The sequence below is a fragment of the Rhizobium sp. 1399 genome, from assembly GCF_031455475.1.
In the GTDB taxonomy this organism is placed as follows: domain Bacteria; phylum Pseudomonadota; class Alphaproteobacteria; order Rhizobiales; family Rhizobiaceae; genus Rhizobium.
Genome location: NZ_JAVDSU010000014.1, coordinates 1 through 25,851, shown reverse-complemented (window position 1 = coordinate 25,851; position 25,851 = coordinate 1). Strand labels below are relative to the sequence as shown.

29 protein-coding genes and 1 pseudogene are annotated in these 25,851 nt (G+C 61.6%); 20 read left to right on the top strand and 10 right to left on the bottom strand.

What is annotated here, in order from left to right:
- Positions 1-10: 10 nt before the first annotated feature.
- The 4 genes from J2X71_RS31040 to J2X71_RS31025 all read right to left on the bottom strand — a co-directional run bounded on the left by J2X71_RS31040 (position 11) and on the right by J2X71_RS31025 (position 4,632).
- Positions 11-2,395 carry a calcium-binding protein gene (locus tag J2X71_RS31040; protein WP_310388370.1) on the bottom strand — a complete coding sequence of 795 codons (2,385 nt, stop codon included), beginning with the start codon at positions 2,393-2,395 and terminating at the stop codon, positions 11-13.
- 309 nt (positions 2,396-2,704) lie between these two features.
- Positions 2,705-3,019 carry a hypothetical protein gene (locus J2X71_RS31035; RefSeq protein ID WP_310388367.1) on the bottom strand — a complete coding sequence of 105 codons (315 nt, stop codon included), beginning with the start codon at positions 3,017-3,019 and terminating at the stop codon, positions 2,705-2,707.
- Positions 3,020-3,034: 15 nt separating this feature from the next.
- The gene (locus J2X71_RS31030; RefSeq protein ID WP_310388365.1) at positions 3,035-3,694 is read right to left on the bottom strand and encodes a L,D-transpeptidase; all 660 of its coding nucleotides are present in this window, start codon (positions 3,692-3,694) and stop codon (positions 3,035-3,037) included.
- A complete protein-coding gene (locus J2X71_RS31025; protein ID WP_310388641.1) occupies positions 3,691-4,632 on the bottom strand; it encodes a glycine betaine ABC transporter substrate-binding protein in 942 nt (313 codons plus the stop codon). The genes J2X71_RS31030 and J2X71_RS31025 overlap by 4 nt, the downstream gene beginning before the upstream one ends.
- A 465-nt stretch (positions 4,633-5,097) precedes the next feature.
- Here J2X71_RS31025 and J2X71_RS31020 point away from each other — a divergent pair, with 465 nt between their 5' ends.
- A complete protein-coding gene (locus J2X71_RS31020) occupies positions 5,098-5,883 on the top strand; it encodes a YdcF family protein (RefSeq protein WP_310388364.1) in 786 nt (261 codons plus the stop codon).
- Positions 5,884-5,927: 44 nt separating this feature from the next.
- Here J2X71_RS31020 and J2X71_RS31015 read toward each other — a convergent pair whose 3' ends face one another.
- Positions 5,928-7,856 (bottom strand): adenylate/guanylate cyclase domain-containing protein, encoded by a 1,929-nt coding sequence (locus tag J2X71_RS31015; protein ID WP_310388639.1) that lies wholly within the window; start codon positions 7,854-7,856, stop codon positions 5,928-5,930.
- Between the two features lie 223 nt (positions 7,857-8,079).
- On the opposite strand from J2X71_RS31015, the gene J2X71_RS31010 reads away from it, so the two are divergent.
- The 10 genes and pseudogenes from J2X71_RS31010 to J2X71_RS30965 all read left to right on the top strand — a co-directional run.
- Positions 8,080-8,877 carry a glycosyltransferase family 25 protein gene (locus tag J2X71_RS31010; protein WP_310388363.1) on the top strand — a complete coding sequence of 266 codons (798 nt, stop codon included), beginning with the start codon at positions 8,080-8,082 and terminating at the stop codon, positions 8,875-8,877.
- Positions 8,878-8,988: 111 nt separating this feature from the next.
- Positions 8,989-9,519: a GNAT family N-acetyltransferase gene (locus J2X71_RS31005; protein ID WP_310388361.1), complete on the top strand. Its 531-nt coding sequence runs from the start codon at positions 8,989-8,991 to the stop codon at positions 9,517-9,519.
- Between the two features lie 101 nt (positions 9,520-9,620).
- The gene (locus J2X71_RS31000; protein ID WP_310388359.1) at positions 9,621-10,100 is read left to right on the top strand and encodes a GNAT family N-acetyltransferase; all 480 of its coding nucleotides are present in this window, start codon (positions 9,621-9,623) and stop codon (positions 10,098-10,100) included.
- A gap of 210 nt (positions 10,101-10,310) precedes the next feature.
- Positions 10,311-11,498, top strand: coding sequence for an arabinose transporter (locus tag J2X71_RS30995; RefSeq protein ID WP_310388356.1), 1,188 nt, complete (start codon positions 10,311-10,313; stop codon positions 11,496-11,498).
- 436 nt (positions 11,499-11,934) lie between these two features.
- Positions 11,935-12,207 (top strand): hypothetical protein, encoded by a 273-nt coding sequence (locus tag J2X71_RS30990; protein ID WP_310388354.1) that lies wholly within the window; start codon positions 11,935-11,937, stop codon positions 12,205-12,207.
- A 39-nt stretch (positions 12,208-12,246) separates the two neighbouring features.
- Positions 12,247-12,801 carry an alpha/beta fold hydrolase gene (locus tag J2X71_RS30985; RefSeq protein ID WP_310388352.1) on the top strand — a complete coding sequence of 185 codons (555 nt, stop codon included), beginning with the start codon at positions 12,247-12,249 and terminating at the stop codon, positions 12,799-12,801.
- A gap of 86 nt (positions 12,802-12,887) precedes the next feature.
- Positions 12,888-13,097: a hypothetical protein gene (locus J2X71_RS30980; RefSeq protein ID WP_310388350.1), complete on the top strand. Its 210-nt coding sequence runs from the start codon at positions 12,888-12,890 to the stop codon at positions 13,095-13,097.
- Positions 13,094-13,411 carry a hypothetical protein gene (locus tag J2X71_RS30975; protein ID WP_310388348.1) on the top strand — a complete coding sequence of 106 codons (318 nt, stop codon included), beginning with the start codon at positions 13,094-13,096 and terminating at the stop codon, positions 13,409-13,411. The genes J2X71_RS30980 and J2X71_RS30975 overlap by 4 nt, the downstream gene beginning before the upstream one ends.
- A gap of 358 nt (positions 13,412-13,769) precedes the next feature.
- Positions 13,770-14,270 (top strand): hypothetical protein, encoded by a 501-nt coding sequence (locus J2X71_RS30970; RefSeq protein ID WP_310388346.1) that lies wholly within the window; start codon positions 13,770-13,772, stop codon positions 14,268-14,270.
- A gap of 40 nt (positions 14,271-14,310) precedes the next feature.
- Positions 14,311-15,195 (top strand): annotated as a pseudogene (locus J2X71_RS30965) (LysR family transcriptional regulator); the annotation flags it as partial.
- Positions 15,196-15,321: 126 nt separating this feature from the next.
- Here the strand turns inward: J2X71_RS30965 and J2X71_RS30960 are convergent.
- Together J2X71_RS30960 and J2X71_RS30955 are read right to left on the bottom strand one after the other, a co-directional pair.
- Entirely contained in the window at positions 15,322-15,798 is a 477-nt protein-coding gene (locus J2X71_RS30960; protein WP_310388344.1) for an NUDIX domain-containing protein, read from the bottom strand.
- A 201-nt stretch (positions 15,799-15,999) separates the two neighbouring features.
- Complete coding sequence (locus tag J2X71_RS30955) at positions 16,000-16,809, bottom strand: SDR family NAD(P)-dependent oxidoreductase (protein ID WP_310388342.1); 810 nt, start codon at positions 16,807-16,809, stop codon at positions 16,000-16,002.
- 48 nt (positions 16,810-16,857) lie between these two features.
- Here J2X71_RS30955 and J2X71_RS30950 point away from each other — a divergent pair, with 48 nt between their 5' ends.
- Complete coding sequence (locus J2X71_RS30950; protein WP_310388340.1) at positions 16,858-17,250, top strand: helix-turn-helix domain-containing protein; 393 nt, start codon at positions 16,858-16,860, stop codon at positions 17,248-17,250.
- A gap of 82 nt (positions 17,251-17,332) precedes the next feature.
- Here J2X71_RS30950 and J2X71_RS30945 read toward each other — a convergent pair whose 3' ends face one another.
- Positions 17,333-17,545 (bottom strand): cold-shock protein, encoded by a 213-nt coding sequence (locus J2X71_RS30945; RefSeq protein WP_007818490.1) that lies wholly within the window; start codon positions 17,543-17,545, stop codon positions 17,333-17,335.
- A 910-nt stretch (positions 17,546-18,455) separates the two neighbouring features.
- Here J2X71_RS30945 and J2X71_RS30940 point away from each other — a divergent pair.
- The 3 genes from J2X71_RS30940 to J2X71_RS30930 all read left to right on the top strand — a co-directional run bounded on the left by J2X71_RS30940 (position 18,456) and on the right by J2X71_RS30930 (position 21,360).
- Positions 18,456-20,138, top strand: coding sequence for an arylsulfatase (locus J2X71_RS30940; protein ID WP_310388337.1), 1,683 nt, complete (start codon positions 18,456-18,458; stop codon positions 20,136-20,138).
- Between the two features lie 262 nt (positions 20,139-20,400).
- Complete coding sequence (locus J2X71_RS30935) at positions 20,401-21,000, top strand: J domain-containing protein (RefSeq protein WP_244430578.1); 600 nt, start codon at positions 20,401-20,403, stop codon at positions 20,998-21,000.
- A 144-nt stretch (positions 21,001-21,144) separates the two neighbouring features.
- Positions 21,145-21,360: a hypothetical protein gene (locus J2X71_RS30930; RefSeq protein ID WP_310388335.1), complete on the top strand. Its 216-nt coding sequence runs from the start codon at positions 21,145-21,147 to the stop codon at positions 21,358-21,360.
- Between the two features lie 9 nt (positions 21,361-21,369).
- On the opposite strand, the gene J2X71_RS30925 is transcribed toward J2X71_RS30930, so the two are convergent.
- The gene (locus J2X71_RS30925) at positions 21,370-21,648 is read right to left on the bottom strand and encodes a hypothetical protein (protein WP_310388333.1); all 279 of its coding nucleotides are present in this window, start codon (positions 21,646-21,648) and stop codon (positions 21,370-21,372) included.
- Between the two features lie 411 nt (positions 21,649-22,059).
- A complete protein-coding gene (locus J2X71_RS30920) occupies positions 22,060-22,410 on the bottom strand; it encodes a hypothetical protein (protein ID WP_007818485.1) in 351 nt (116 codons plus the stop codon).
- Positions 22,411-22,772: 362 nt separating this feature from the next.
- On the opposite strand from J2X71_RS30920, the gene J2X71_RS30915 reads away from it, so the two are divergent.
- From J2X71_RS30915 to J2X71_RS30895, 5 genes are all read left to right on the top strand, one after another.
- On the top strand, positions 22,773-23,066 hold the full coding sequence (locus tag J2X71_RS30915) for a hypothetical protein (protein ID WP_310388330.1): 294 nt from the start codon (positions 22,773-22,775) through the stop codon (positions 23,064-23,066).
- Entirely contained in the window at positions 23,063-23,377 is a 315-nt protein-coding gene (locus tag J2X71_RS30910; protein ID WP_310388329.1) for a DUF1476 domain-containing protein, read from the top strand. Before J2X71_RS30915 ends, J2X71_RS30910 begins: the two co-directional genes overlap by 4 nt.
- A gap of 232 nt (positions 23,378-23,609) precedes the next feature.
- Entirely contained in the window at positions 23,610-24,446 is an 837-nt protein-coding gene (locus J2X71_RS30905; protein WP_405049774.1) for a dienelactone hydrolase family protein, read from the top strand.
- 310 nt (positions 24,447-24,756) lie between these two features.
- Positions 24,757-25,089 (top strand): hypothetical protein, encoded by a 333-nt coding sequence (locus tag J2X71_RS30900; protein ID WP_310388327.1) that lies wholly within the window; start codon positions 24,757-24,759, stop codon positions 25,087-25,089.
- 162 nt (positions 25,090-25,251) lie between these two features.
- Positions 25,252-25,542 (top strand): GIY-YIG nuclease family protein, encoded by a 291-nt coding sequence (locus J2X71_RS30895; protein WP_310388634.1) that lies wholly within the window; start codon positions 25,252-25,254, stop codon positions 25,540-25,542.
- The last annotated feature ends 309 nt before the right edge of the window (positions 25,543-25,851 follow it).

The following is a 25,851-nucleotide window of genomic DNA, read 5'->3' as shown; positions in this document are numbered from 1 at the left end:
AAACAGGAAGTCAGGCAAACAGGAAGTCGCCGGACTGCAGGACATAGGCTCCGTTGAGCATCGCGACTCCAACGGCGCCGTCTCCTCCGGTACCATCCTCGTCCCAATAGAGCGTGCGGTCCGAGGTATTGAAGTAGAACTGGGCGTCTGCGCCGATGGCGGTTTTGCCGACATGATAATCCAGGGTGGCCGTGGTCATGCCCTGGAAATCGCTGGACTGGAACGACAGGAAATCGTCCGAGCCGAAATCGTTGATGGAAGCGAAGTTGGACGGGCTCGGTGCGGCGAGGACGAAAGTATCGGCGCCGCCGCCGCCGGTCAGGCCATCACTGCCGCCGCCGCTGACGAGCGTGTTGGCGGCGGTATTGCCTGTTATCAGGTTGTTGCCGCTATCGCCGATCCCGGTAACGGCGCCCGTCTGAAGGATCAGAGTTTCAGCTCCGGTTCCCGCGAGCGAATAGGTTTCGGCCGTGGAATAGATGATATCGTTCCAATCCCAGATGCTGTCACCGGTATCGTGGACGACGTCGCTGGCGTTGTCGACCTTGTATTTGTCGTTTCCATCCCCGCCATCCATCGTGTCGTTGCCGGTACCGCCTGCGAGTATGTCATCGCCGGAGCCGCCGTACAGCGTATCATTGTCGGCGCCGCCATCGAGATAATCGTTGCCATCGAGACCGGAAAGCGTATCGCTTCCGGCAGCGCCGCCGAGCGTATTGTTGCCGCTATTGCCCGTGATGACGTTATCGAGCGCGTTGCCGCTCGCATACAGGTTACCCTCCGCGACAAAGGCGAGGTTCTCGACATTGGCCCCCAGCGAATAGCTCACCTGGGCGAGGATCGTATCGGTACCCTGTCCTGCCAGCTCCACGACCCTGTCGGCCGAGGTGTCGACGATGTAGGTATCGTCGCCCAGGCCGCCCGTCATCCGGTCGCGGCCGTATCCTCCGTCCAGATGGTCATTGCCCGCAAGGCCTGTAAGCGTATCGTTGCCGGAGCTTGCATATATGGCGTCGTCGCCGGCCGTGCCAACGAGGTTCTTGTCGGGATAGGTGCCGTAGATGCGGTTGCTCGGAAGTTCCACCGCATGGGCGTCGGTATCGAAGCGGACCTGAAAGATGCCGGAGTCATATCCCTGGACATCGGTATAATCACTGTCGGACGCCCAGCTGACGACCCAGCCGCCGTCATCGAGCGCCGCCACCTGGGGTATATCCTTATAGCTGTGGGTCAGCGTGTTGATGAGCGCCTCATCGCCGTTTTTCGTCCCGTCGGCGTTAAACGCCTGCTGGTAGACGTGATAGAAGGTGTCGGTGAATCCCATCACCGTCCAGGTCACCACCCAGCCGCCGTCGGCCAGAGCCGTCACCTTCTGGTTCGATGCATATGTCCCGTCGGTATCGACCTGGGCCTCGCCGCCTTGCGGCGTCCCGTTCGCGTTGTAGGCCTGCTGCATGATATGGCCGTCGTCGCCCGAAAGCCAAATCACCACCCAGCCGCCGTCGCTCAATGCTGCGGAGCCATGATAGGCTTGGTTGCCGTCCGTCGTGGTATTGACGCGTGTCTCCGTGCCGAGCCGTGTTCCGTCGGCATTATAGGCCTGCTGATAGATCCCGCCGCTCGAACCGTCCTGGCCATTCGATTCCCAGATGACGACCCAACCGCCGTCGCGTGCCAGCACGGTCGGGCTGTCCTGATAGGAATTGGTGTAGGTATTGACGAGGGTTTCCCCGCCGTGCGGCGTGCCGTCGGCATTGTAGATCTGCTGGAATACGCCGGTTTCGGAACCGTCCTGCCCGGGCGATGACCAGGTGGCGACCCAGCCGCCGCCATCGACTGGCGCCATTGAGCCCAGCCACTGGTTTCCATCGGTGAAAGTGTTGACCCGGGTTTCTCCGGCGACCTTGGAGCCGTCGGCAGCGAAGGCCTGCTGGTAGATCCCATATCCGGAACCGTCCTGGCCTACAGACAGCCAACTGACGACCCAGCCTCCATCGGCTAGCCCCATGACCGACCGCGACCCCTGTCCGGCGCCTTCAAAAGTGTTGACCTGGGTCTCGCCGCCGCGCGGAGTGCCGTCCGCATTGAATGCCTGCTGATAGACCCCGGGGGTGGAAATCCCCTGGTCTCCCCAGGTCACCACCCAACCGCCATCTGCAAGGACCGTCACAGCCGGCATGTCCTGATTGCCCTCGACGGTAGTGTTGACGCGGGTTTCGGGTCCGACGAGGGCGCCTGTCGAGTCGTAGACCTGCTGGTAGACTCCGGAACCGCTGCCGTCCTCCAGCATGGAGGCCCATGTGATCACCCATCCGCCGTTCGGCAGCTGGGTGGTCGCTGCATTGTACTGAAAGTTGACCGTGAACGTGTTGACCTGAGATTCCACAAACGGCATTTACCTTCCTCCTCAGATAGATAGTAACCGAAAAAATGAAATGCGTTGCTGCAGATCCGATGCATATTATTACTATACCGTTCTCTTTTGACGATTAGCCGACAATCCCGATAATCTTCAAAAATCTTCAGAAGAGAACGGATATGCCCGTGCAACGGCATGGCGGTTTCTTCGAGAATGCCTCGTTCTACAGCAATCAGGAACGCGAGATCGGCATAAAAAGAGTCGTTCCCGGCAAAAGGCGACCGCTGGCAGCCGGGGCCCTTTTCGGCAGGACAAAGTGGCGGGCACCGGGAGCGGCCGGCGCGCTTACGCAGCCTGAACGCTCCTCACCACGCCCGTGCGGTCGATGACGCAGGCGAACTTGCGGCCCGAGGCGTCGAGATCGACGGTGAAGCCGCCGGCTTCGACCGGGCGCGAACTCGTCGGCAGGACTTTCGCCCTGTCGAGGCCGGCCTGTTTGGCGGCGGCATCGGCGCAGAGCAGCTGCAGGTCGGCAGGGGCGGTTTCGACCGCCGTGCGCGACATCTGGTCGGGTGGCGGGGCCGACTGGCAGGCGGCAAGTGCCGATAGCGAGCAAAGGAACAGGGCCGGGAGCGACCGGCTCTTCAAGAACATGCGCATACTAATTCCCCCATTTCAGACGCCTTTATAGAGGGCCGCGCCCTGCATCAGGACGATGACTTTGGCGCCGACCTTTATCCGCGAGTGCAGATCGATGATGTCGTCATTGTTCATGCGAATGCAGCCCGAGGATACGTCGAGGCCGATCGACCAGGATTCCGGCGTGCCGTGGATGCGGTAGATCGTGTCGGCATCGCCAGCATAGAGATAGAGCGCGCGCGCGCCGAGCGGATTGTCGGGGCCGCCCGGCTGGCCGGCTGCCCATTTGCGGGCATTCGGGTCGCGGGCCACCATCTCGGCGGGCGGCGTCCAGGTCGGCCATTCGGCGGTGCGCCCCACGCGGACGATGCCGGCCCAGCCGAAGCCTTCGCGACCGACCCCGATGCCGTAGCGGATCGCCTGGCCGCCCGGCTGTACGAGGTAGAGAAAATGCTGGTTGCCGTCGATGATGATCGTGCCCGGCTCCTCCGCCGTGCGGAAGGTCACGACCTGCCGGCGGAAGGCATCCGGAACCTGCTTGTTGCGGGCGAAATATTTGCGTGCCGTATTCTTGTCGTAGTCGACCCACTGGCGCGTCTTGGGATCGTAGATCTGCGTGCCGGCCGCAAGGGCGACATAGGCGGCGAGGCTAAGCGCCAGCGCGGTCAGCGCAGCTTTCTGCAATGTCCGGTTCATGGTTTTGCCCATCCCTGTATGCGGGCGGCATTCTCGGCCACCCATTTTTCCGCGTAATCGGCGGGCGGCGTCCGTTCCACCTGCAGCGCGTAGGTCATGGCAGTCACTTCCTCAGGCGTCAGATCGACCTTCTCCAGAAAGGCGGCGACATCGGCATGCTTGGCGCCGAAAGACGTCGACCAGGCGATGTGGAATTCGGATGGCGGCCAGGCGACATCGGCCTTCGAATGTTCGATCCAGAGCGGATCGCTGCCGGGCGCGATCTTCCATCGTGCGGGGTCGTAAGCCGGCTCTTCCAGCCGCGTCACCTTGTGCAGTTCGAAGACATTGTGCGGCGCGTAGCAGGCAAAGACCATCGGCCGGCCGGTGGCAACGGCTGCATCGACGGCGGCCATGCCGACATCCTCTTCCGCCTCCACCAGCGTGAGGTTGCTGGCGTAACCGTAGCTCAAGGCGCGCACCCGCTCGATGCTCGCCGAGGTCCAGGTTGCCGCTCCGATCCAGAGCTCGCCGCGGCCATCGCCATCGGTATCGAGCAGGGCGCCCTTTTCAGGATCCGAGAGATCCTTGACGCTCTTGATGCCAGCCTTTTCGGCGTCCTCGGTAGCGCAGAGGCCCTGCCAGGCGGCAACGGCGCGTTTGGCCAGAACCACCGCCTTCTTCTCATCGACATATTTTTCGATTGCCGCATCGAGGTTCGGTCGCCAGACCTCCGGGTGGATATCGAGCTCGCCGGATTCCAGCCCGGCAAAGGCATTGAGCTCGCCCATCTCGAGCAGGTCGGCCTCGAGGCCGAAGTTCTTGCCGATCGCGACCTTCAGGATATTGGCCGTCGCCTGTCCCGACGGCCAGTTCGGCACGGCGATCACGAGATCGGCGGCCTGGAGGTTGCCAAGGGATGCCGAGGCGATGAAAAGCGATACCGTAGCGGCAAGCATGGCCGCAGGTCGCTTGAAACTTTGCGGCGGTCCGGCGGGCGTGCGCCTCGCATGTTTCGGACTGTCTTCGTGATGATGTCTCACAGAAACCCCTCCGTTTCCGATCCTCGATGCTGTCGCGGAGCCGCGCGACGAACCCGATACCACCTATCATGGCACTCGCCATGTCCGGGGCTCCGGCGCATATACGATGCCGAACGCCGGCGGGCCCGATGTCTGCGCTCCTCTGCTGCACACGTCCTAAACACACCACGCGCATGCCGGGGAAGTACGTTACCGTAAATGCGGCCGTAAATTCGTGCGGCGAGCGGCGAAGCGGAAAGGAGGAGTGGGACTTGCGCGCCACTCGCCTCATCAATTGACCTGATCGGCTGGAGAAGGCAGAACGTCTCCCAAAAACCAGACTTGCCTCGAATCCAACCATAGGCTTTCGTGGCTGCATTTCAGTAGGATACCGGCACGCCCATGTTTTTCTTCGCGAAGGTTTTCTGGCTCACGTCCCAACCCGTCACGATCGGCTTCCTGCTGATCGCGCTCAGCGTCATCCTGATGATCTTCCGTATCCGGCGGCTCGCTATCGCGGCCGGGCTCCTGTCGCTCACGCTCATCTTCGTGAGCTTTTACACCACATCGGGTGCGCTGATCGTACAGGAGCTGGAGGATCGTTTTCCGCGGCCGGCCGCACCTGCCGATGTCGCCTGCATTGTCCTTCTCGGCGGCGGGATCGCGACAAAGGTCGATGGCGTGCGCGGTGGCTACAACCTGGATGACGCGGCTGATCGCTATATCGAAACGGTGCGGCTGGCCGGCGTCTATCCCAATGCCAGGATCATCATGTCTGGCGGCGATGGCAGTCTCACCGGAGGCTACGTCAAGGAAGCGGATATCATCCGCAGGATGTTCGACGATTTCCATATCGACCCGACCCGTGTCGAATATGACGCGGAGTCGCGCGATACCTATGAGAACGCCATCAATACAAGGGTGATCCTGCAGCGGCTGAACCTTAACCACTGCCTGCTCGTGACATCGGGTTTCCACATGCCGCGGGCGGTGGCAATCTTCCGCAATCTCGGCATGGACGTCACGCCCTGGGTCGCCGATTACCGTACGACTGGAAAACAGGGCCTGACGCTGTCGGCCGGCCATCCGATTGACAATGCCGACCTGTTGACGACGGGCCTGCGGGAATGGATCGGCATCGTCGCCTACTATTTCGCCGGGCGCGTCTCGACCCTTTATCCGCAGTGAGGGCAGACGGCTTGCGCCTCGCAGGCGTGTTGCACAGGGCTGTTCTATGGCTGCGCGAGAGGGTCCGCCTTCGCCGCCCCACATTCCGGCAGTCGCACGGGTTTGGCGAGTTTCGCAAGCGCCTCGGGCTTAGCGCATGCCGGGAAGCCGGCTAACGGCATCGTCTCTATGAACCGACTGCGTTCTATTGAGCTTAGGCCGGGTTCATTGATCATTCCCTCCACAGTCAGGTCCGGGTGCTGCTTGAGGGCTTCTCTGGCCGAAGCATTCGCCTCGTCGGTTCGACCGAGTGCCGCAAGCGAGCTGCTGCGCACTACCCAGGTCCACTTTTGGTAGCTGTCAGGCGTCATGCGCTCGAGCATCTTCACGGCGTCCTCATATCGACCCGCCATGAAGTAGGCGGGTGAGAAGAAGTTGGACGTCCACATCGGATAGTTCGGGTCGAGCCGCTTTACCTGGTCGACCATTTGAGCGCCGCGCTCGGGTTCGCCGAAGCGTGCTGCATAGCCGGTATAGAAAGTCAGGATTTCGGACGAACCCGGCGCCAGGCGAAGGGCCGTGTCCAGCTCAGACTTGGCGCGGCCCATGTCGCCTTTGTTGGCAAGGCTCATGCCAAACACCGCATGTGCTTCGGCGTCGCTCGGATCAAGCCGCACCGCGCGTTCGGCCACATCGTCGGCCGCGTTGCGGTTGCTCTCGGGATCGACGCCAAACAAACTCAATATTTCATGCGCATGGTAAAGTTCTACCCAGGCCCGTGCCAGCCCTGGGTCCAGCTCGATGGCGCGGTTGAGAAACGTGATGGCCTCCTCCTCATCGGCTTTGGTGAGCTTTTCAATCTTCTCGGACCCGAGCAGATAATAATCATAGGCATTCAGGTTTTCAGGCCGTTTGCGTTTGGCTGCGGCCCGCCCGGCCTCTTGAATCAGTCCCACGCCGCCGCCGAGGCGGTTGGCGACCTGCTCTGCGATTTCGGTCTGAACGGCGAACACGTCCTCGGCGGGCCGGTCCCAATTCTCCGACCAGAGATGGTGGCCGGTTTTTGCATCGATCAACTGTGCTGTGATCCGTACCCGGCCACTCTGCCGCTGGATCGAGCCTTCCAGCACAAAGCCGACATCGAGTGCGGTTGCTACCTGGCGGGCATCCACCGGCTTGCCTTTAAAAACTTCCGTCGAATTGCGCGCCACCACCTCGAATTCGGGAAACCGCGCGAGGTCGGTGATGATGTCCTCCATCAGGCCATCAGCCAGACGCCCGCTCGCCTCGTCGCCGCCAAAATTGTCGAAGGGCAGCACCGCCACCGACGGCTTGCCGCTCGAAGGTTCGGGCTGCAGGAACCACCAGGCCGCGCCGCCCGCCAGAGCAAGCGCAATGATTACCGCCGCAGCCGTCCCGGCCCAGCGCGGTATCATTCCGAGAAGCGGGCGACGCGCCCGTTTGCCGTCGAGCCTCAGCCGATACATCCGCACGGGGCGGCTGATGTTCTTGACCTGCTGCTCGCCGGCGAAATCGAGCGGCCAGTCGAGTTTGCCCTGGAGATGATCGTATGCCGTCCCCGACACCATCACGCCGCCCGGCTCGGCCAAATGCTCCAGCCGCGCGGCGACATTCACCCCATCCCCGTAGAGGTCGCCATCCACCAAGGCCACATCGCCCAGATTGATCCCGACGCGGAAGATGATGCGCTCTGGCTCCGGCAGGTCGGCGTTGCGCGCTGCCACGCTATTCTGGAACTCCGCGGCGCAGGCAACCGCATCGACCACGCTGTCGAAGGCGACAAGCGTGCCGTCGCCCATCAGCTTGATAACGGTGCCGTGGCGCTCAGATATGGCGGGATTGATCAGGTCGGTGCGGATGGCCTTCAGTCGCCTGATGGTGCCGGCCTCATCGGCCTCCATCGCCTTCGAGTAGCCTACCATATCCGCCGCCAGGATCGCGAGCAGCTTCCGGTCGAGTGCGGGGGTACTCATCATCGTTGCCCTGTATGAACATGCAACAGTGCCGGCAGTCTACACCCACGGAACCACCGCAACCAGCACACCGCCAAAACGGCATCTCTGATTGTCGCGCAAAGCGGCCACGAACTCGCTTCGGCCGGTGGCATCTGCTCGCGAATTCCGCGCTTTTGCTTGCATCGGAACACGGTTATATGCTTGCGCTGACGGGGCAGGCATCGGGCGCCAGGGAGTTCACTTGAGAATTTTGATCATCAGCCGCAAGGCGGAGGAGGTTCGGCGGAGCTTCCAGATCCGGCAGATGGCCGCACTCGGCCTGTCCTTCGAGTTTCTCGACGCATTCGAAGCTGGCGATCTCACGGCCGAGGAATGCCAGACGGCTGCCAGTAACTGGCCGAGCCCGACGCGGCGGCAGGACATCGGTTGCTTCCTGTCCCACCGCAAGGCCTGGCAGGCGGTGATCGCGCATGGCGCGAAGATGCTCATCCTCGAAGACGATGCGGTGCTGTCAGACGATATCACGGCCGTCCTCGCCAATATCGAAGCCCGCAACGATGCGTGGAACAGCGTCTACGATCTCGAATTCGCGCCGCGTCGCCATATCCTCAACCGCAAGCGCGCATGGCAGGACGAGGCCGGCCGTTTTGGAGCGACCCGCGTCTATCAGAACCGCGTGGGGCTGGCCGGTTATGTCATCGGCCCCGAGGCGGCAAAACGCATGCTTGCAGAGACCACCACCTATTCGCTGATCGATGCGCATTTCTGGCACCGCTCCTGGCTTGCCGCCTACCAGATCGAGCCGGCGCCCGTCATCCAGCAGCGGTTTCTGGAGGGTGAGGGCGAGAGCGCCGATTTCGTGCGCCCGGAAAAGGATCTGGTCTTCCTGCCGCTCAGCAAGGTGCGCAAGCAGTTGCGCCGGCTGGAGCTCGAAAGCATCAAGGCGAGAAACCTCGTTGCCGGCCTGTTGTGGGGGCAGAAGAGGGATGTTCTCGTCGATCGCTCCAGGTTCAATGCAGGTACTGTGAAATCCGGTTAGGTGGGGTTGTTGCCGGCGCTGGTGCAGGTGATCGGATAGGGGCTGCCTGGAATAGTGGCGCCGGTATGCGGTCACGATCGGGCGGATTGTCCGGCAAGGATAAGGCGGGAGATGTATGATATTTCGATCAGAGTCGCAGGCATCGCCGACGCTCAGTCGATTGCCGAGTTCCATGTGAAGGTCTGGCGGCATACTTACGCAACCCTTGCGCCGGCTGTGGCCCACGCGACGCTCGACGAAGCCTATCGCGGTCAGCGCTGGCGGGAGAAGCTCGCGTCTGCCGACGCCGACCAGATGGTGCTGATTGCCGAAGCGAACGGGCAGATCGTCGGAATCGGCGCCGCCGGCCGACCTTCGGAACCGATCTTCGGGGATCGCGGCGAAATCAAATTTCTCTATGTCGATCCGGACAGCCAGCGCCGCGGCATAGGCCGGGCGCTGCTTGCGCGGCTGGCGCAGCATCTCAAGGCGAGGGAGTTTCGGGGAGCTGCGCTCGGCGTCGTGAAGGGGAATGCGGCGGCGATTGCGTTTTATCGGGCGCTGGATGGCGATCTTGCCGGCGGATTCATCGATCCCGGCCCGGTCTGGCGATCGGAAAACCTCGTCTTCGTCTGGGATGATGTGACGCCGCTCATGGCCTGATACGGGCGGCGTTTCAGCTCTGGGTATCGAGCTAGTTGACAAGCTGCGGCAGCCGTATTCACCTGCGCTTGTCTGATGTTGACGAGGTGAGTGCTGGCGTGATGTCTGAAGTTGCCGTCAATATCGAACCTGCGCTGCAGCACGAAGTCTCGGCGCTTCTGTCGCAGTCGGATTCTGTCGCCGCGGCGCTCTATCCGGGTGAATACCGTCGGCCGATCACCGCGGGGTCGCTGGCAAAACCTGGCACGTATGTCCTCATCGCGCGTCTTGCTGACAGAGCGGTCGGACTTTGCGTGCTGTTTGAGCGAGGTGACGGCACCACGGAGCTGAAGCGCATGATCGTGGATGCCGGTGTGCGGGGTGCCGGTATTGGTATGGCACTGCTTCGGCGAGCGGAAGTTCAGGCGCTGACGCTCGGAGCGCAGGCCATGCTGCTCGAAGTTGGAACACGCAACATCGAAGCACAACAGCTATATCGCCGCGGCGGATACAAGCCATGTGAGCCTTTTGCACCCTATACGGCGACACCCATAAGCCTCTTCATGAGGCGGTCGCTGATAGAGGCCGTATCAGGACGATAGTGGGGTACCGCCGTCCGACATAGGAGAGGACGAAGCGGGTGGTGTGGCGGCACAGCCATCGTTGACACTCCTGCACATATCCCGTATTTCCCAACGCACGCCAGTCCTCTGGCCGTAAGCGTTTGACGTCAAGCAACGCACTTATCGATCCTCGCCGGTCGGAGTGCGTTTTTTGTGCCCGTCGGACGAGGGAATAGCCAGGAGGTTTTCATGGCTTTCCGTCTTACTGGTGATCGCGAGCAGGCCCGGCTTTACCTGCTGACCGCGATCCTCTTCATCTCCTATCTCTGCGTTGCGGTTGCCCTTCCGGTCGTGCCCGTATTCGTGACCGGCGCGCTTGGTCTCGGCAATGGCTGGGCGGGCCTTGGCGTCGGCATTGCCTTTCTCGCCACCATCCTCACCCGCAGCTATGCCGGCGGGCTTGCCGATGGCAGGGGCGCCAAGCTTGCCGTGCAGCGCGGCCTGCTTTTCTATGTGGCGGGCGCGCTGATCTCGCTCGCCGCGGGGCTCTCGCTGCAGGCGCCGGTTGCGGCTTTCGCCATTCTCGTTGCCGGGCGGCTGTTGATCGGGCTTGGCGAAAGCCTTGTTGCCGTCGGCATCATTGCCTGGGGTATCGGGCTTGTCGGGCCGCAGCGTTCCGGCCGGGTGCTGGCGCTCATCGGTGCGGCGATCTACGGCGCGCTCGGCCTCGGCGGGCCTGTTGGGCTGCTGCTGCTCGATCATCTCGGCTTTGCCGGCACGATGGCCGTCAGCGCCGTGCTGCCCTTGCTGGGGCTTGCCGCAATCCGCAGCGTGCCCGCCGTTGCCGCCCATCCAGGCAGGGAGCGCCCGCCGCTTGCCGCTGTCATCGGCCGCATCTGGGTGCATGGGCTGATCGTCTGCCTGCAGGGCATGGGCTTTGCCGCAATCGGCTCCTTCTTCACTCTCTATTTCCGCGATCTCGGCTGGGATCATGCAGGTCTCGGCCTGACCGCCTTCGGCTGCGGCTTCGTGCTGGTGCGCCTGCTCTTCGGCCACTTGCCGGATCGCTACGGCGGGCTCGCGGTCGCCGTCGTCTCGCTTGCGGTCGAGGCCATCGGCCAGTTGCTGATCTGGAGTGCCGGCGATCCCACCGTCGCCCTGATCGGCGCCTTCATGACCGGCCTCGGCTGCTCGATGATCTTTCCCGCCATGGGGCGTGAAGTCGTGCATCTCGTGGCACCGCATCTGCGCGGCACGGCGCTCGGCGGATTTTCGGCCTTTCAGGATCTGGCTTACGGGCTCACCGGACCGCTGGCGGGCGTGCTGGCGGATCGGGCGGGTTACGGGAGCGTGTTTCTCGTCGGTGGGGTGACGGCGGTTTGCGGGTTTGTGATCGCTGTCGTGTTGAGGCGAGGGAAGGTGGTTGCGGCGAGGTGAGGGTGCATGGATGAGTAGGGGGTGTGTCGGAAGCCCCCTCCGTTCGGCCAGGGTCGAGCCACGGGTCCCGACCCTGGCCGGTCCTCAATATGCCTGTGGTTAACCGAATGGGGAGCGGAGACGGCTCGTTCTGACGCGACCCTCTATCGCTCCTATCCCCACGGTTGTATAATTCCGCCGGCAAACGAGTATGGTGTATTCAGACCCCGTTACCCAAGGGAGGATGCCTTGTCCAGATCGTCGTTTTTTCTGTCACTCGTGCTGGCCGTCGGCCTGTCAGTCCCAACAATAACCGCGCCGACTGAAGCAAGCGCACAGGCCCAGATCTCCATTAGCGTTGGCACCAATCTCAACAGAGGCAGAGGGATTACCTGTAGTCAGGGCGAGAGGCTGCTCCGCAGCCGCGGTTTCCGCGACGTCAGGCGGATCGACTGCCGTGGTCGCTTCTTCGTTTATCATGCCCGGAGAGGCAACAGCCGGTTCGAAATTTCCATACGGCAGCGTGATGGCCGCGTTGTGGATATGCGCCGCATCGGTGGAAGGCGATAGCGCCGAAAAGGTGAGCCACGCGCTCGTCCGGTTCTGGCGCAAAGCTGGCCTGAACGACGCCACCAAGGTTAGTGGCATCCGCTGGCGAATTCCGCACCTGTCGACCTCCCTCCTTGTCGAGGGCGAAGGACGGGTCGAGGCCCTTGCCCTGTTCCCGTAACGACCCATCTCCCTGACGGTCACAACGGGAACATTACCCATGCCAACACAGATCCTCTTCATCCAGGGCGCCGGCGAAACAACCCACGACCAGTGGGACAACAAGCTCGTCGACAGCCTCGCACGCGAACTCGGCGAGGCCTATGCCATCCGCTATCCCCGCATGCCCGATGAAGCGGACCCGCATTATCAGGCCTGGAAAGCCGCAGTCGTCGCCGAGTTCCAGACCCTCGAAGACGGCGCCATCCTGATCGGCCATTCCTTCGGCGGCACGGTGCTTCTCCACGCACTTGCCGAAGAGTGGCCGGCATTCGAGCCCGGTGCCGTCATCCTGATCGCGCCGCCCTTCATGGGTGCCGGCGGATGGGAGAGCGATGAGATCGCAGGGAGCGACGACTTTTCCGAAAGCCTGCCGGAGGGGCTGCCCGTGCTCATCTATCACGGCAGCGAGGATGACACCGTGCCCTTTGCCCATATCGAGGCCTACGCCAGGGCGATCCCGGATGCCGTCCTCTGCTCGCTGCCGGGGCGCGATCACCAGCTCGACAATGATCTCGCCGACGTGGCCAAGGATATACGCTCGCTTGCCGCATAGGCGCCCGTCGACCCGTTCCATCACTCAACCATTGGCATCGCATCCTCCCGCATCGCCGAAATCAAAGCCGATGCAGGAGCTGCCGCATGATATCTGACTATTTTGAAGCAAGGGGCGAGGCGCCTTTCCGCGCGCCTGCGCTGACGCCGGGCGTCCGTCGCCTTGATGCCGTCGACGTGCTTCCGCCGCTCGCCGGCTTGCTCCTTGCCGCCGGCTTCGTGATCTCGCTCGCCAGCCGCTATGAGGCCCAGCTCATCCGTGCGGAGCGCCTCCAGCAGGAGGTCATCGGCCGATGAACACCTTCAGCCTGCGGTTCGATTTCGACGAACTCGTCATCCCCATCCTCGGCCGGAACGATAACGGCCTGCTGCTATATGGATCGGCAGAGCTCTCGGGAGATCATGAGGGCTTCGGCGTCGAGATGATCCATCTTGCCGAGGGCACGGTACTGCGCCCGGCCGGCAATGCCGAATCCGGCAGGCCCGCGCCCTTTGCCGACGAACTCTTCCGGCGTATCGCCGCCGTCATCGGGAACGACAAGACGGTGCTCGGCCGCCACGCGGCAATGGAATGGGCCGAGCTCGTGGAACGCCACAGCGAGGCGGCCTGAGCGCCGCCTGCCGGTGCGGAACATAAACCTATCTTTGTTTGCTTTCGCGCGTTCTTGGTCCCCGAAAAGTCTCGTCTGATATGGATCGTGATCGAATATAGGAATAATTTCCTTGATTGTTGCCAGCATTGGCGGGTACAACCCTATGACGGCAGCGATATCCAACAGGAGAGTTTTGCATGCATGCCTGCCCGCTCGAAAGGAGCGACATCACCATCATCAAGGCATTCGGGCACGGTGCGCCATCATGGCGGATCGCAGCATTGTCGGCGGTGTCTGACGGCGTCTCTCACCGGTCGGTGACATGCTTCCAGCCGGCAGAAACGCCAGCCATTCTTGCGCCCAACGGGTGGTCTTCTTGAAGGATATTCCCGAAGACCTGATGGTGCTGGTTCGGGCCGCGCAGCTTTCGGGCGGCTTCTGCCAGGAAAGGGCAATTGCTTCGGCGATCGGCCAGGAACGTGCGCGGTGTAGGCAGGCGGTCGAGGCATGGCGGACGAGACTGATGGCTGGTGACGATCTCGGGCGCAGTATCGAACTGTTGCTTTCGGAGATCGAGGCGGGTGGCGGCATGATGGAGCAGGCGCCGGCCGACGATGACGATGCGGTGCTTACTGTGCTCAGGCGCAAGCTGCATGAGGCCGCAAGGGTGGCGGAGCGGCAACTGCTGGCGATGTCTGATTGCGCTGATATCGCGCAGGAGGCAGCCGCCATCGAGGCGATCCTGCAGCCGGGGGAGGTGATTGCCGACTGCATGCTGTGTCTTAGCCCGGTGACATCCGGGGGTGTCGAGACCCGGCTGCGCGCCGAGCTCTGGAAGCGGGGGGAGTATATCGGGACCTATCTGGGTGGGGAATGAATGCGAGGGTTGGTCAATCTACAAATGACGCCTTCCGGCTGAAGAACTCAGGACATTCGTCGAGGTCGCCGATGCCGGAGGCGTTTCGCCCGCCGCGCGACGGCTGGGCGTCACCAAGTCGATCGTTAGGCGGCGGCTCGCCCGGCTCGAAGCGGACCTCGGCGTCCAGCTTCTGGCACGTACGACCCGCGGCGCTGCCCTGACTGAGGCTGGGATAACGTTTCGGGATCATGCGGCGAGGGTCTGTGCCGAGATCGACATCGCCAGGGAAACGATCCTGCCCACCGGCGATCTTCGTGGCCGCCTGAGAGTGGCCGTTCCGCTGTCCTTCGGCCCGACCCACTTCGCGCCCGTGCTCGCGGACATGGCGCAGCGCCACCCGCAGCTCCAACTCCAAACCGTCTATAGCGATCGTTTCGTCGACCTCATCGCCGAGGGCTTCGATTGCGCGATCCGCGTCGGCTATCTGCAGGATTCCAACATGATTGCGAGGCGCGTCGGGCCGATCTACGGGAAGCTGGTCGCAAGCCCCGATTATATCAGGACGCATGGGTCTCCCGAAAAGCCGGAGGATCTCTCCACCCACGAGGCCCTCATGCAGGGAACGGAAGCCTGGCAATTCATGGATGGCGAGGAGATTGTCACGGTTTACCCGCGGGGGCGCTTCAAGGCTGACAACGCCTTGGCTCTCCTTGCGGCGGCCTTGAAAGGGCTAGGCATCGCCTGGATTCCCGATGGCGTCATCGATGATCATGTCGCCTCCGGCGCGCTGGTTCCGGTCATGACACGCCATCCGCCCCCTCTGGCAGGCGTTTATGTCATTCGCCCGCCGGGTCAGTATCCCGCGCGGAAGGTGCGTGTGCTGACCGACATGCTGATCGACCGTTTTCAGCAGGCGCATGACCCTGCGGACGAAGGTCGCTGAGGCCCGGGTGGCGGGAAGCCCCCGACCGGTCTCGCTCGATGTCAGGGCGCCGGGGTGACCGCTTTTGGCGACCCTAAGCGGACATCTCTTGAAGATCAGGGGTGTCGAGTTTCTTTGCGTCGAAAATCAGGATTCATACGACGACTTGTGGATGAGAAGGTGCTTAACAGGTTCGCGCTGCACAAACTCGGCGTCCACATGCTTCAAAACATGGCGCTGGCCCGCAAACGGCACCATGTTCAGTGCCGTCGCTAATGAAGTCCAGCAGAACTCGCTGTGTTCTTCGTTAAGGATGACTTGCGCCCCCGCATCTACGAAGCCAACGAAAACTGGAACCATGGTAATAGCATCGCGGTCAGCCTCATAGAACTGCTCGCATATATCTGCTGAATATAGGCGAACACACGTCAATCCCGTTTCTTCCTTCACCTCACGCAGCGCTGTCTCCCACGCCTTTTCGTCGTCCTCAATGCCACCGGCGATTTGGCACCATTCGCCAACAAGAGTGTGATTCCGGCGCAGCAACAAGACTTCGGTTTCAGTTTCGGCGTTGCGAAGAAGAACAACGGACACGCCAAAGCTACGGATTGGGATTTCAGCCATGAAAGTCGATCCAGCTTATGAAAACAACGGTTAGTCGCAGAATTCCCGATTAAATCGATACTCGTTCTTCTGATTTTTACGACGCAGAGTAGGGAGTCTTGTGGCAACCGCAATGACCGCAATTGGCGGGCGCGAAGCGGCCACCAACTTCCTTCGGCTGGCGGCACTGCTACCGAATTCCGGTCTTCTGCCGCACCTACGCTAAATCGCCGGCAGCATCCCGCCATCGACCCTGAGATTCACGCCCGTAATATAACCGGCCCGTGGGCTGACGAGGAAGGAGACGGCGTCGGCGATTTCGTCCAGCGTTCCCACCCGGCCAAGCGGCACCTCGGCGAAGAGCGGCAGCACCGCCTGTTCGATCGCCTCCCATGCGGCATCCGCAGCCACGCCGCGCTCACCCGCCACCTCGCGGAAGCGGGCGTCCAAGCGGGCGCTGCGGATCGTGCCCGGCGAGATCGTATTGACGGTCACGCCCTCGGCCGCCACCGCCTTGGCCATGGAAGAGGTCATGGCGTTCATGGCGGCCTTGCAGGCGGAGTAATCAGGCCTGCCGGCAGGCGGCATCAGGCCGGCGAGGCTGGAAATATTGATGACGCGGCCGAAGCCTGCCTTGCGCATGTCAGGCAGCAGCCTTGTGGTTACCCGGACTGCGGCCAGGACATTGCGGTCGTAGGCTGCGGCCCAGGAGGCGGGGCGGCTGGTTGCCCAGTCCTCCGGCTCGCCCGAGCCGCCGGCATTGTTGACGAGGATGTCGATTCGGCCGGCAAGCGCCCGCGCTTCGTCGATCAGGCGCTCCACCTCGTCATCGATGGTGAGGTCGCCGGTCACCGCATGGGCGCGGCCGCCTTCGGCAATGATCTCGTGGGCAACGCGCTCCGTTTCGGCCCTGTTGCGACCGTGGACGATGACCGTGGCCTTCTCGCGGGCGAGCCCTCTGGCGATCGCTTCGCCTATGCCCCTGCTGCTGCCGGTGACGAGCGCCGTCTTGCCGTCGAGTTTCAAATCCATCGCAGTGTTCCTATCTTGGAGTGGAGGAAAGCACAGAAGAACAGGACGATGCTCGACACAATTACGCACTTAAAAGTGCCTGTAGGACAGGAAGAACGCTCCGTCTGCCTCGGGCCTGACGGCTCCGTCGCGCATGTGACGCGGGTGCTCAAAATGATCAGCGGGCGCTGGAAGCTGCCGATCCTGTTCCGGCTCTTTGCCGAGCCTTCGATGCGCACCCTGCAATTGAAACGGGACATGCCGGGCATTTCGCAGAAGATGCTGACCCAGCATCTGCGGGAACTGGAACAGGACGGGCTTGTCGAACGGCGGGATTTCGGCGAGCAGCCGCCGCGTGTGGAATATCAGCTGACGGAGGCGGGCAGGGCGCTGATGCCGGTGCTGATGGCGGCGCGGGAATTTTCGCGGGGGCATGGGGTCGCAGCTTCAAAGGCTGGCTGAATGCCGCTAGCCCCTAACAAACAAAAACGGCGCCCCTTACGGAGCGCCGTCGCCTGCTTGACGCAGAAAGACCTGAATCAGATCAGAAGGCCTGGATGTTGACAGCCTTCGGGCCCTTGCCCATGCGATCCGGCTCGGTGTCGAAAGAAACCTGCTGACCTTCGCGGAGCGACTGGATGCCAGAAGCCTGGAGAGCGGAGATGTGGACGAAAACGTCCTTCGCGCCGCCTTCCGGCGTGATGAAACCAAAACCCTTGTCCTGGTTGAAGAATTTTACGGTGCCCTTAGTGGCCATGGGGGATAGTCCTTTTCCCATTGGTAGTTAGTTTATCCGCACCCCCGGCGGTGGGGAGGCGGACGGCTTTAGCTTTCGCGTTTCGGCCCTGGAGCCCGGCGCGAAGGGTCAGTCGAGACGTCACGTACGGGGAAAGAACATCTACGCGCATGGGTGTCACCCATACCGCCCTACCGGAGTTGGCGCTCCGAAAGGGCATTACCACTTCAGTCCAGTCACCGGCATGCGAAATGCCCGAGTGTTGCAGTTCGTGCCAGCATTTCGGGCAAAAAGCAAGCGGCAATATTGTGGCATGTCTTTCGCGGTTGCGAGAATGGGTGATGATTCAAATGGTTGGCGAAAGATTAGCAGAGCCTTGCAAGGTTGTGTCATTACGGGACGAGGCGAGATTTGCAACCTGAAGGCGGCGGCCTGCATCTTCCGGCTGACGGACTCCCGGTTCCCTTGGAATCCCTTTTATCAGCCTGCGGAGAGAAGGGTGGAGAAAGGCGGTATGATGTGGCAAATGCCGCACGCCGCTTCACAGCGGTTCCAGCGGTCATTTTGCGCGCAAAACGGCCATGACGTGGCGGGTCCCGACCATCGGAGTGTGGCGACGAGAGTCTTCAATCTGGTGGTGAAGGCAAAGATGTGCGATTATCCGCTAAGGCGGCTGCTGACACCTAGGCAGACGCCAGGGCAATTATTTCATTGCTGGCCATCGACGCTTCGATAGCGGGTACGCCTGTCGCCACTCTATGGCGAATGATCAGCGCGGCATTCATCTGGCCAACTACCCGACTTCCCACAACATCATGCCGCGAACTGTCACGACATCAGATCGTCTTCGGCCGAGAGGATGGCATCCTTTTACTCTGAGAGGCCGCGCCAATGGGGCCGAGCAACGAGCAAACTCAACGGAGGATATGCCATGAGTGCCATGAGAAACCTTTGCTTTGGTCTGCTGGCTTCCGCATGCGCGACCGCGCTCGGCGCACCGGCAGTCGCACAGCAGCAGTCGAAACCCAACATCCTCGTCATCATGGGCGACGATGTTGGCTGGTTCAACATCGGTGCCTATCACCGGGGCATCATGTCCGGGAAGACGCCGAACCTCGACAAGCTGGCGTCTGAGGGCATGATGTTCACCGACTATTATGCCGAGGCGAGCTGCACGGCTGGCCGGGCGAGTTTCATTACCGGCGAAATCCCGTTGCGCACCGGCCTGACGACTGTGGGTCAGGCGGGTGCAGATGTTGGTATGCCGGACAAGGCCGCAACCATCGCCGCCGTCCTCAAAACCGAGGGCTACGCCACGGGTCAGTTTGGCAAGAACCACCTCGGCGATTTGAACAAGTTTCTGCCAACTCTGCATGGCTTTGATGAGTTCTTCGGGTACTTGTACCACCTCGATGCGATGTCGGACCCCTACTGGTATTCGTTCCCGGATGACCAGTCGTACCGTGACAAGGTCGGGCCGCGCAATCTGGTGCACAGCTTTGCCACTGATACTGATGACGCGACCCAGCAGCCGCGCTGGGGCAAGATCGGCAAGCAGCGGATCATCGACGAAGGCCCGCTGGCGCCATACCCTGATATGTCCAACGTGCCGAACATGCATGACATAACGCCCAAGGCCAAGTACGACATGGGAACGTTCGACGAAGTGCTGGTCAAGGCTTCCTGCGACTTCATGGACAAGGCCAAGACCGAGGGCAAGCCGTTCTTCGTCTGGCACAACACGACGCGCATGCACGTCTGGACGTTCCTGTCTCCCAAGTACCAGGCTTTGATGAACAGCCAGACCAATTATGGTCTCGAAGAAGCCGGCATCGCGCAGCTGGACGATAGCGTCGGTGCCATCCTGAAATGCGTGGAGGACGCCGACGAGACCGACAACACCATCGTCGTCTTCACGACCGACAATGGCGCAGAAGTATTTACCTGGCCCGACGGCGGCATGACCCCGTTCAAGGGCACCAAGGGCACTGTGATGGAGGGCGGATTCCGCGCACCCGCAATCATCCGCTGGCCGGGCAAGGTCAAGGCGGGCACCGTCGAGAATGGTATTTTCTCCGCCCTGGATTGGTTCCCGACGCTGGTGGCTGCGGCTGGTAACCCCAACATCACCGACCAGTTGCTCAAGGGCGTGAAACTGGGTGACGTGACCTACAAGAACCACCTGGATGGCTACAATCAGCTGGACCTGCTGGAGGGCAATTCGCCGTCCGCACGTCATGAGTTCTTCTACTTCGGTGGCCCGGCTCTGGGTGCTGTACGCCTCGACAATTTCAAGTTTCAGTTCTTTCAACAGCCGCAGGGTTGGCCCGGTGCGAAGGTAACGACGGATATGCCCACCATGGTCAATATCCGCCAGGATCCCTTCGAGCGAACTCCGTCGATCGGCCAGCAAAGCCTCAATGACCAGGGTGGAGGCTACATGAATGACTTCTTTGCTCGCGAGTTCTGGCGCTTCGTGAGTGTTCAGCAGGAGGTCGCCAAACTCGCTCTTACGGCGGTTGACTATCCGCCAATGCAGGATCCGGCCTCCTTCAACCTGGATGCTGTGAAGAGGCAAATAGACGCGGCGATCAAGAACAAGTCAGGCAACTGATCGATAACGGGTCAAGACGACGGGTGGCCGGAAGGGCTGCCCGTTTGCTCTTTTGCCTGGCTTTAGCCAACCAGCGCAGCAGAAATCGCGCCCCGTTAACCCCTTGCCTGTGGGAAAATCCGCCCCGTTCCACAATTTCGTCCCGAGCGGCCGCAATTATGGCAGGGTGTTTCGGGGCTTGATGCGGCGCGAGCCAGCCGGTAGGTCTCGGAGGGACGAAGCAGTGAATGAAGGAAGTGCCGGCGTGATCGATCCCTATGCCATGCTTGGACTGGAGCGTGACGCCAATGGCGAGGCGATCAGGCTTGCCTGGCGCAAGGCCGCCAAGGGCGCACATCCGGATGCCGGCGGCGACACCGATCATTTCAACAGGCTGCAGATCGCCTACGAACTCCTGCAGGATCCCGTGCGCCGGCGCGTCTATGATGATACCGGCTACGATCCGCAACTGGCCGACCCCAAGGATCTCGAAGGCGTGTTGATGCTGGAATCGCTCGTCAACGAGGTGATCCTCGACGAGCGCGAACCCGGCAGCTTCGACCCGGTCGCCGCCATGCGCCGCAAACTGTCGGACGATATCGTCAAGAGCCGATTCCACATCCTGGAGCTCGAACGCCACCGCGCCCGCGTGCGCAAACACATAGACCGCCTCGGCCGGCGCCCGGAAACCGACGTGCTCGGCTCCATGCTGCGCGCCCGCAGCGAGGCCATCGCCGACGCCATCCGCAAGACGGAAAAGCAGATCCAGACGATCGAGCATACCTATACGATGCTCGAGGGCTATTCGTATGAGGTGGAGGTTCTGGCGCCGCTGGAAGAGGTGGATGCGGTGGAGCCGCAGCGCGGAGAGGCTGCGGAATAGGGGAACCATCGCCGCAGGAGATCATCCGGCCTTGCTCGCGCGCATGATTCCGATTTTCGGGCCGATGTTGCAGCCACTCGGATGGCAGAGGCGTGAGCCCAAAGGATTTCCGTACAGCATGTCCGGCATGTGGTATGATTATCGATGACCTATTCTCTGAAGGATCTGGACGTTGCGCGCCGGCAAGTTGTTGCCGACCGGCAGATGATTTCGGCGCAGGAGATCCTGATCGACGGGATGCTTACGCGGGGAGAGCCGGCGGGGCTGGCGCGGGAAAGGCTGCTCACGATGACCGAGGACCTGCGCAACCATCGATTCCATCAGGATCTGATCCAGGCGGCGATCCGGCTGCAGCGCTGAGCCTGCCGTTCATACCGCGGGCTTCCATCGGGCGCGGATTATGCGCGCCCCGGTTTTTCCTTTGGATTTATGGTTTTTCGCATCAGCTGCGCGGGCTTTCTTGTAGGCTTCGCGTGCTCTCCCGTCGGCTTCCCTCTCGGTGGCGATCTTCTTTTTGTGGTCGTCGCGCGCTTCCTCGAGTTCTTCAATCGTCGGAAGATCATCGCCGGCTGGAGCCTTGTCTTGCGGTCCGGGCTGGTGGCCGTTCAGGATGGCACGGGCAGCGGTGGCCTGGGCGATCAGCTCCACGGCCGAGGGGCTCCTTGCCGGGCGCTTCGCATTGGCGTTGTGGTGCCTTCCATCCCTATGAGAGGCGGGTTTGTCGGGAGTGTTTCCAGGCATGTTGCATGCCTCCTGTTCGTGTCTTGAAGCCGCCACCCTTCCTCGGTCCTGCGCCGGCGCTGCATGGAGTGCCGTATCGCTATCGAAGGCGGGTATCGTATCCCCATGGTTTCAGCGGTCTGCCGCTGCCGGACGGAGATTGACGGTCATGGCGCCTGGTCGCAGCCGGAGATCGTCGCGCTCGTGGCGCCGGCGAATTTCTGTCTGTGCATGATCATCCTGCGGGAAGGATTGGCGAGCGGTTGGCTTGGGTGAGCGGTCGGTGGGGCAAGCGGCCGGGGATTTCTCGCCGGCCTCGTTTTTGCGGGGGCGAAACGCTCAGCTCGGCTTTCCAAGCGCGATCTGGCAGGCCTGCGCAAGGTCCGCGTTCGGTTCGGTGGTGCCGAGCGGCGTAGCCCAGCCGGCCTTCTTGATGATGTCACTGCGTCCATAGGTGCCGGCCGCGTTCAGCTCGGCCATGATCTGCGCCGAGGCCGGATCGCTCTTGGCGCGGTCGAGACAGTAGGGCGTCAGCGCGGCGGCGATCGCCGAGGTGCGCTCGATGCCGGCGGCTTTCTGGGCGCTGCCGCTGGTCACCCAGCCTCCCCAGCTGAAGCCCACGATCGCCAATGCGGCCGCGCCGCACACGGCGCCCCACAGGCCGGGGCGAAGCCATGTTATATTTTGCATCACGAATTCCAATCTTTAAAAAAGCACGCGATTTCGCGTACTTAAATAATAACACAATAAAAAATCTTCGCTTTGTTTATTATTTTATTCGCCATTTCTGTTGTAATCGTTCAATTATATTAAAAAAATTCTTGTGAAGTGAATATGAAAACCCAATAAAACTATTGTTTTATCTTTTCGTCCCAATCGCGACTCAATTGGAGCGCAATGATATCCGGTCGTCGTTTGGCCATATGGCTCTCGCCGGTGTCAGAGACTTGAAGGCAGCCACGCTTCCGAATTCCGATTGCCAGACCGATGCCGTAGCCCGATGAGGCTTTCACCCGGCTGCGGTCAACCGCCTTCACCTGGAGCCTGTCACCATGTCAGCCTACGAATCGTCAACACGCACGACCAACACCATCGTCCATTTCTCCGCCTCCTTCACGCTGCCCGATCTCGTTGGTGAGATCCATCCGGCCGGCGACTACAAGATCGTGCAGGATGAGGAGCCGATCGAGGGGCTTTCGCGCATTGCCTACCGGCGCGTCGGAACCTTCATCCATCTGCCCTCGATTGCGGAAGGCAGCCGCTTGCGCCGGATCGTGAGGATCGAGCCTGCGCTTCTCCACCATCTGCTGGAGACCACGAATGCGACAGGGGAGCTTTCCTCATGACCGTATTCGAAGATCGCGAGAAGGCGCTGGAGCAGATGTATTTCCTGGATTCCGACATGGCCTTCAGGGTGCGATCGCGCCGCGACCGACTACTCGCCCGCTGGGTCTGCGGCATGACGGGCGCAGACAGCGACGCCTATATCGGCGAGATCATCACTCTCAGGGTGACCGGAGCCGATGATGAAGGCTTGATCGCCAAGATGGTTGCGGATATCCGCGCCGCCGGCAAGGATGTGGACGAGAAGGCGCTCAGGGCGCGGATGGAAACGCTGACGGCCGACGCCATGCGGGATCTCGCGCGACCTCTGTGATTTTCTCGGTGATCGGGCTGTCATCCACGCCAAACCCGGCAGTCGCCACGATCCGAGCAGCGAAGGCGTGGAACTGAACCGCAATCACGGTCACCCACCGCGACACCGCTCTGCACCAGCAGCGGTCGCCGGATGGTGCGCCTCTCCGCCGCATTGCCTTGACCGTCGCTTCACCCAAATTGCGTCGTGAAAGTGTCAACGTCGTGCCATCCATCCGGCAAGAGGTCGTTCAGTGAAAATCGCGCGATTCTTCTTCTGCTTCGTCGTCTCCCTGAGCTTCATGCCGCAGGCCCAGGCCGACGAGCTGGTTCACTTCGACAGTGCCTCGGTCAAGCCAAGTCCGTTTCTTGAGCGCAAGGCGAAAGAACAGGGCGTAGCGCTGCCATCACCGCAGGCGACGCCGCTCATCGGATATCTCACCCGTCCGCCGGGCGATGGGCCGTTTCCGGCCGTGGTGTTGATGCACGGATGCGGCGGTATCCATGCCCATGTGAAAGAGGTCTGGCCGGAGCGACTGGTCTCCTGGGGTTATGTCACGCTCGTGGTCGACAGTTTCACTACCCGCAACATCGAGAATAGCTGCAAGACCTATCTTCCCGATCGGGTGTTCGATGCCTATGGGGCGCTGGACTTCCTGACGAAGAGCGGCTTCGTCGATGCCAGGCGCGTCGCGCTGATGGGCTTCTCGGCGGGTGGGATTGCGACGCTGGAGGCGACGAAGATCGAGGGCAATGAGCAGCTGATGGACGAGAAATTCAGGGCGGCGGTTGCCTATTATCCGGTCTGTGCGCCGCATGAGAGCGACGCGACGGTGCCGACGCTGATCCTGAATGGCGATCTTGATGACTGGAGCCCGGCGGAGCGCTGCCGGCAGCGGGTGTCGCGGCTCAGCGGCAAGGGGCCACCGGTCGAGCTGCATATCTATCCCGGCGCGCGTCACGATTTCGATGATGAGGCCATGATCAAGCCGAAGACGGTGTTCGGGCATGTGGAGGAATATAACGCGGCTGCGGCGGAACAATCGATCGCCAGCATTCGCGGCTTCCTGCAGAAATATCTGGCGAACTGAAGCCAGGGCGCCCACTATTTCTCCCGCAAACCCGCCGACGGCGCAGGAAAAAAGCCCGGCGGGGTTTTCCGGGCCTGAGGTCGAATGTGGGCGTGGCGGATCGTTTCCGCTGCGCCTCTTTATTCGGCCTTTGCCCCTCTGGCCGTTTCGAATGAAGCGGTCACCGGCCGAACCGATTGAAGCTTAAGATGGCGCACGCTCGGAGATTGAAAAGGGGAAGGGAGCGCGGCAAGTGAAAATTGCCGGGAACAATCTCGGCCACGGGCGGTTCCCTAGAGATCAGCAACCGAATGCTCTCAGGAGAAGACCAATGCGCATGAAAATTGTCGCAGCGTCGCTGCTTGCCCTCGGCATGGCCACATCCGCCTTCGCCCAGTCCAACCCGGCCCCGACGGCCCACACGATGGACAAGAGCACCGTCGATTCCGGCGGCGGCGCCGGCACGACGCATACCAAGAAGCCGGTGATGGACAAGACGACCACCGGCAGCACGAAGGCCGGCAGCGCCATGAAGATGAAGAGACCCGACTGCCCCGGCGAAGCCGCCAGCAGCAGCGGCACCGGCCCCGGCAAGTTGCAGACCCAGGGCGGCACCAGCAACGCTACCCCTACGGACGAAGCCTGCGCGGCGCATAATAATTGATCCCCATCGCCTGACACGGCGCGGGTCGAGGATGCCTGGTCATCATGGGTGGCCGGGCGTTTTCTCGTGGGGGTGGTTTGCCAGGATGGCTCGCAGCGGCTGATGGGTGGCACGCGAGCAATCCTCTTGAAAAGCAACACCGCCATAGGCCACTCTTCAGTCATGAAGGGCTACGTCTATATCCTCGCATCAAAGAGAAACGACACGCTCTATACCGGCGTGACGCGCGATCTTCCGGGCCGTTTGTACGAGCATCAGAACGAGCTGACGCCTGGCTTTACCTCACGCTACGGTGTGAAGATGCTCGTATGGTTCGAGGAGTATGATCTGCTGACGACCGCGATCACGCGCGAGAAGACGATCAAGAAATGGCCGAGGCAATGGAAGCTCAATCTCATCGAAGAGAACAACCCGGAGTGGGAGGATATTTCCTGGCACTTGATGGGGTTGTAAGGCTGTTTGAGGAAAAGAGTCTCTCGCCGCGTAGACACGCGGCTGCTGGATTCCTGTGACAAGCACAGGAATGAGGGAGGTTGGGGTGGGCGCCTCGTGCCCAAATGACTGTTTCTATTTGCGATTCTACTTCGGATGGATACTATTCCAACCTCAGTACGCCCTCTTCTTGCGGATCCGCCGCTGCTGATTGGAGCAACGGCTAAACAAACTCCCCTCATCAAGTCAGTTGCTGACAGGATCGTTGAGTGCTCTCAGTCTTGCATTGGCGACGACGATGATGTGTCGCATGACGGCATTGATGGCGAG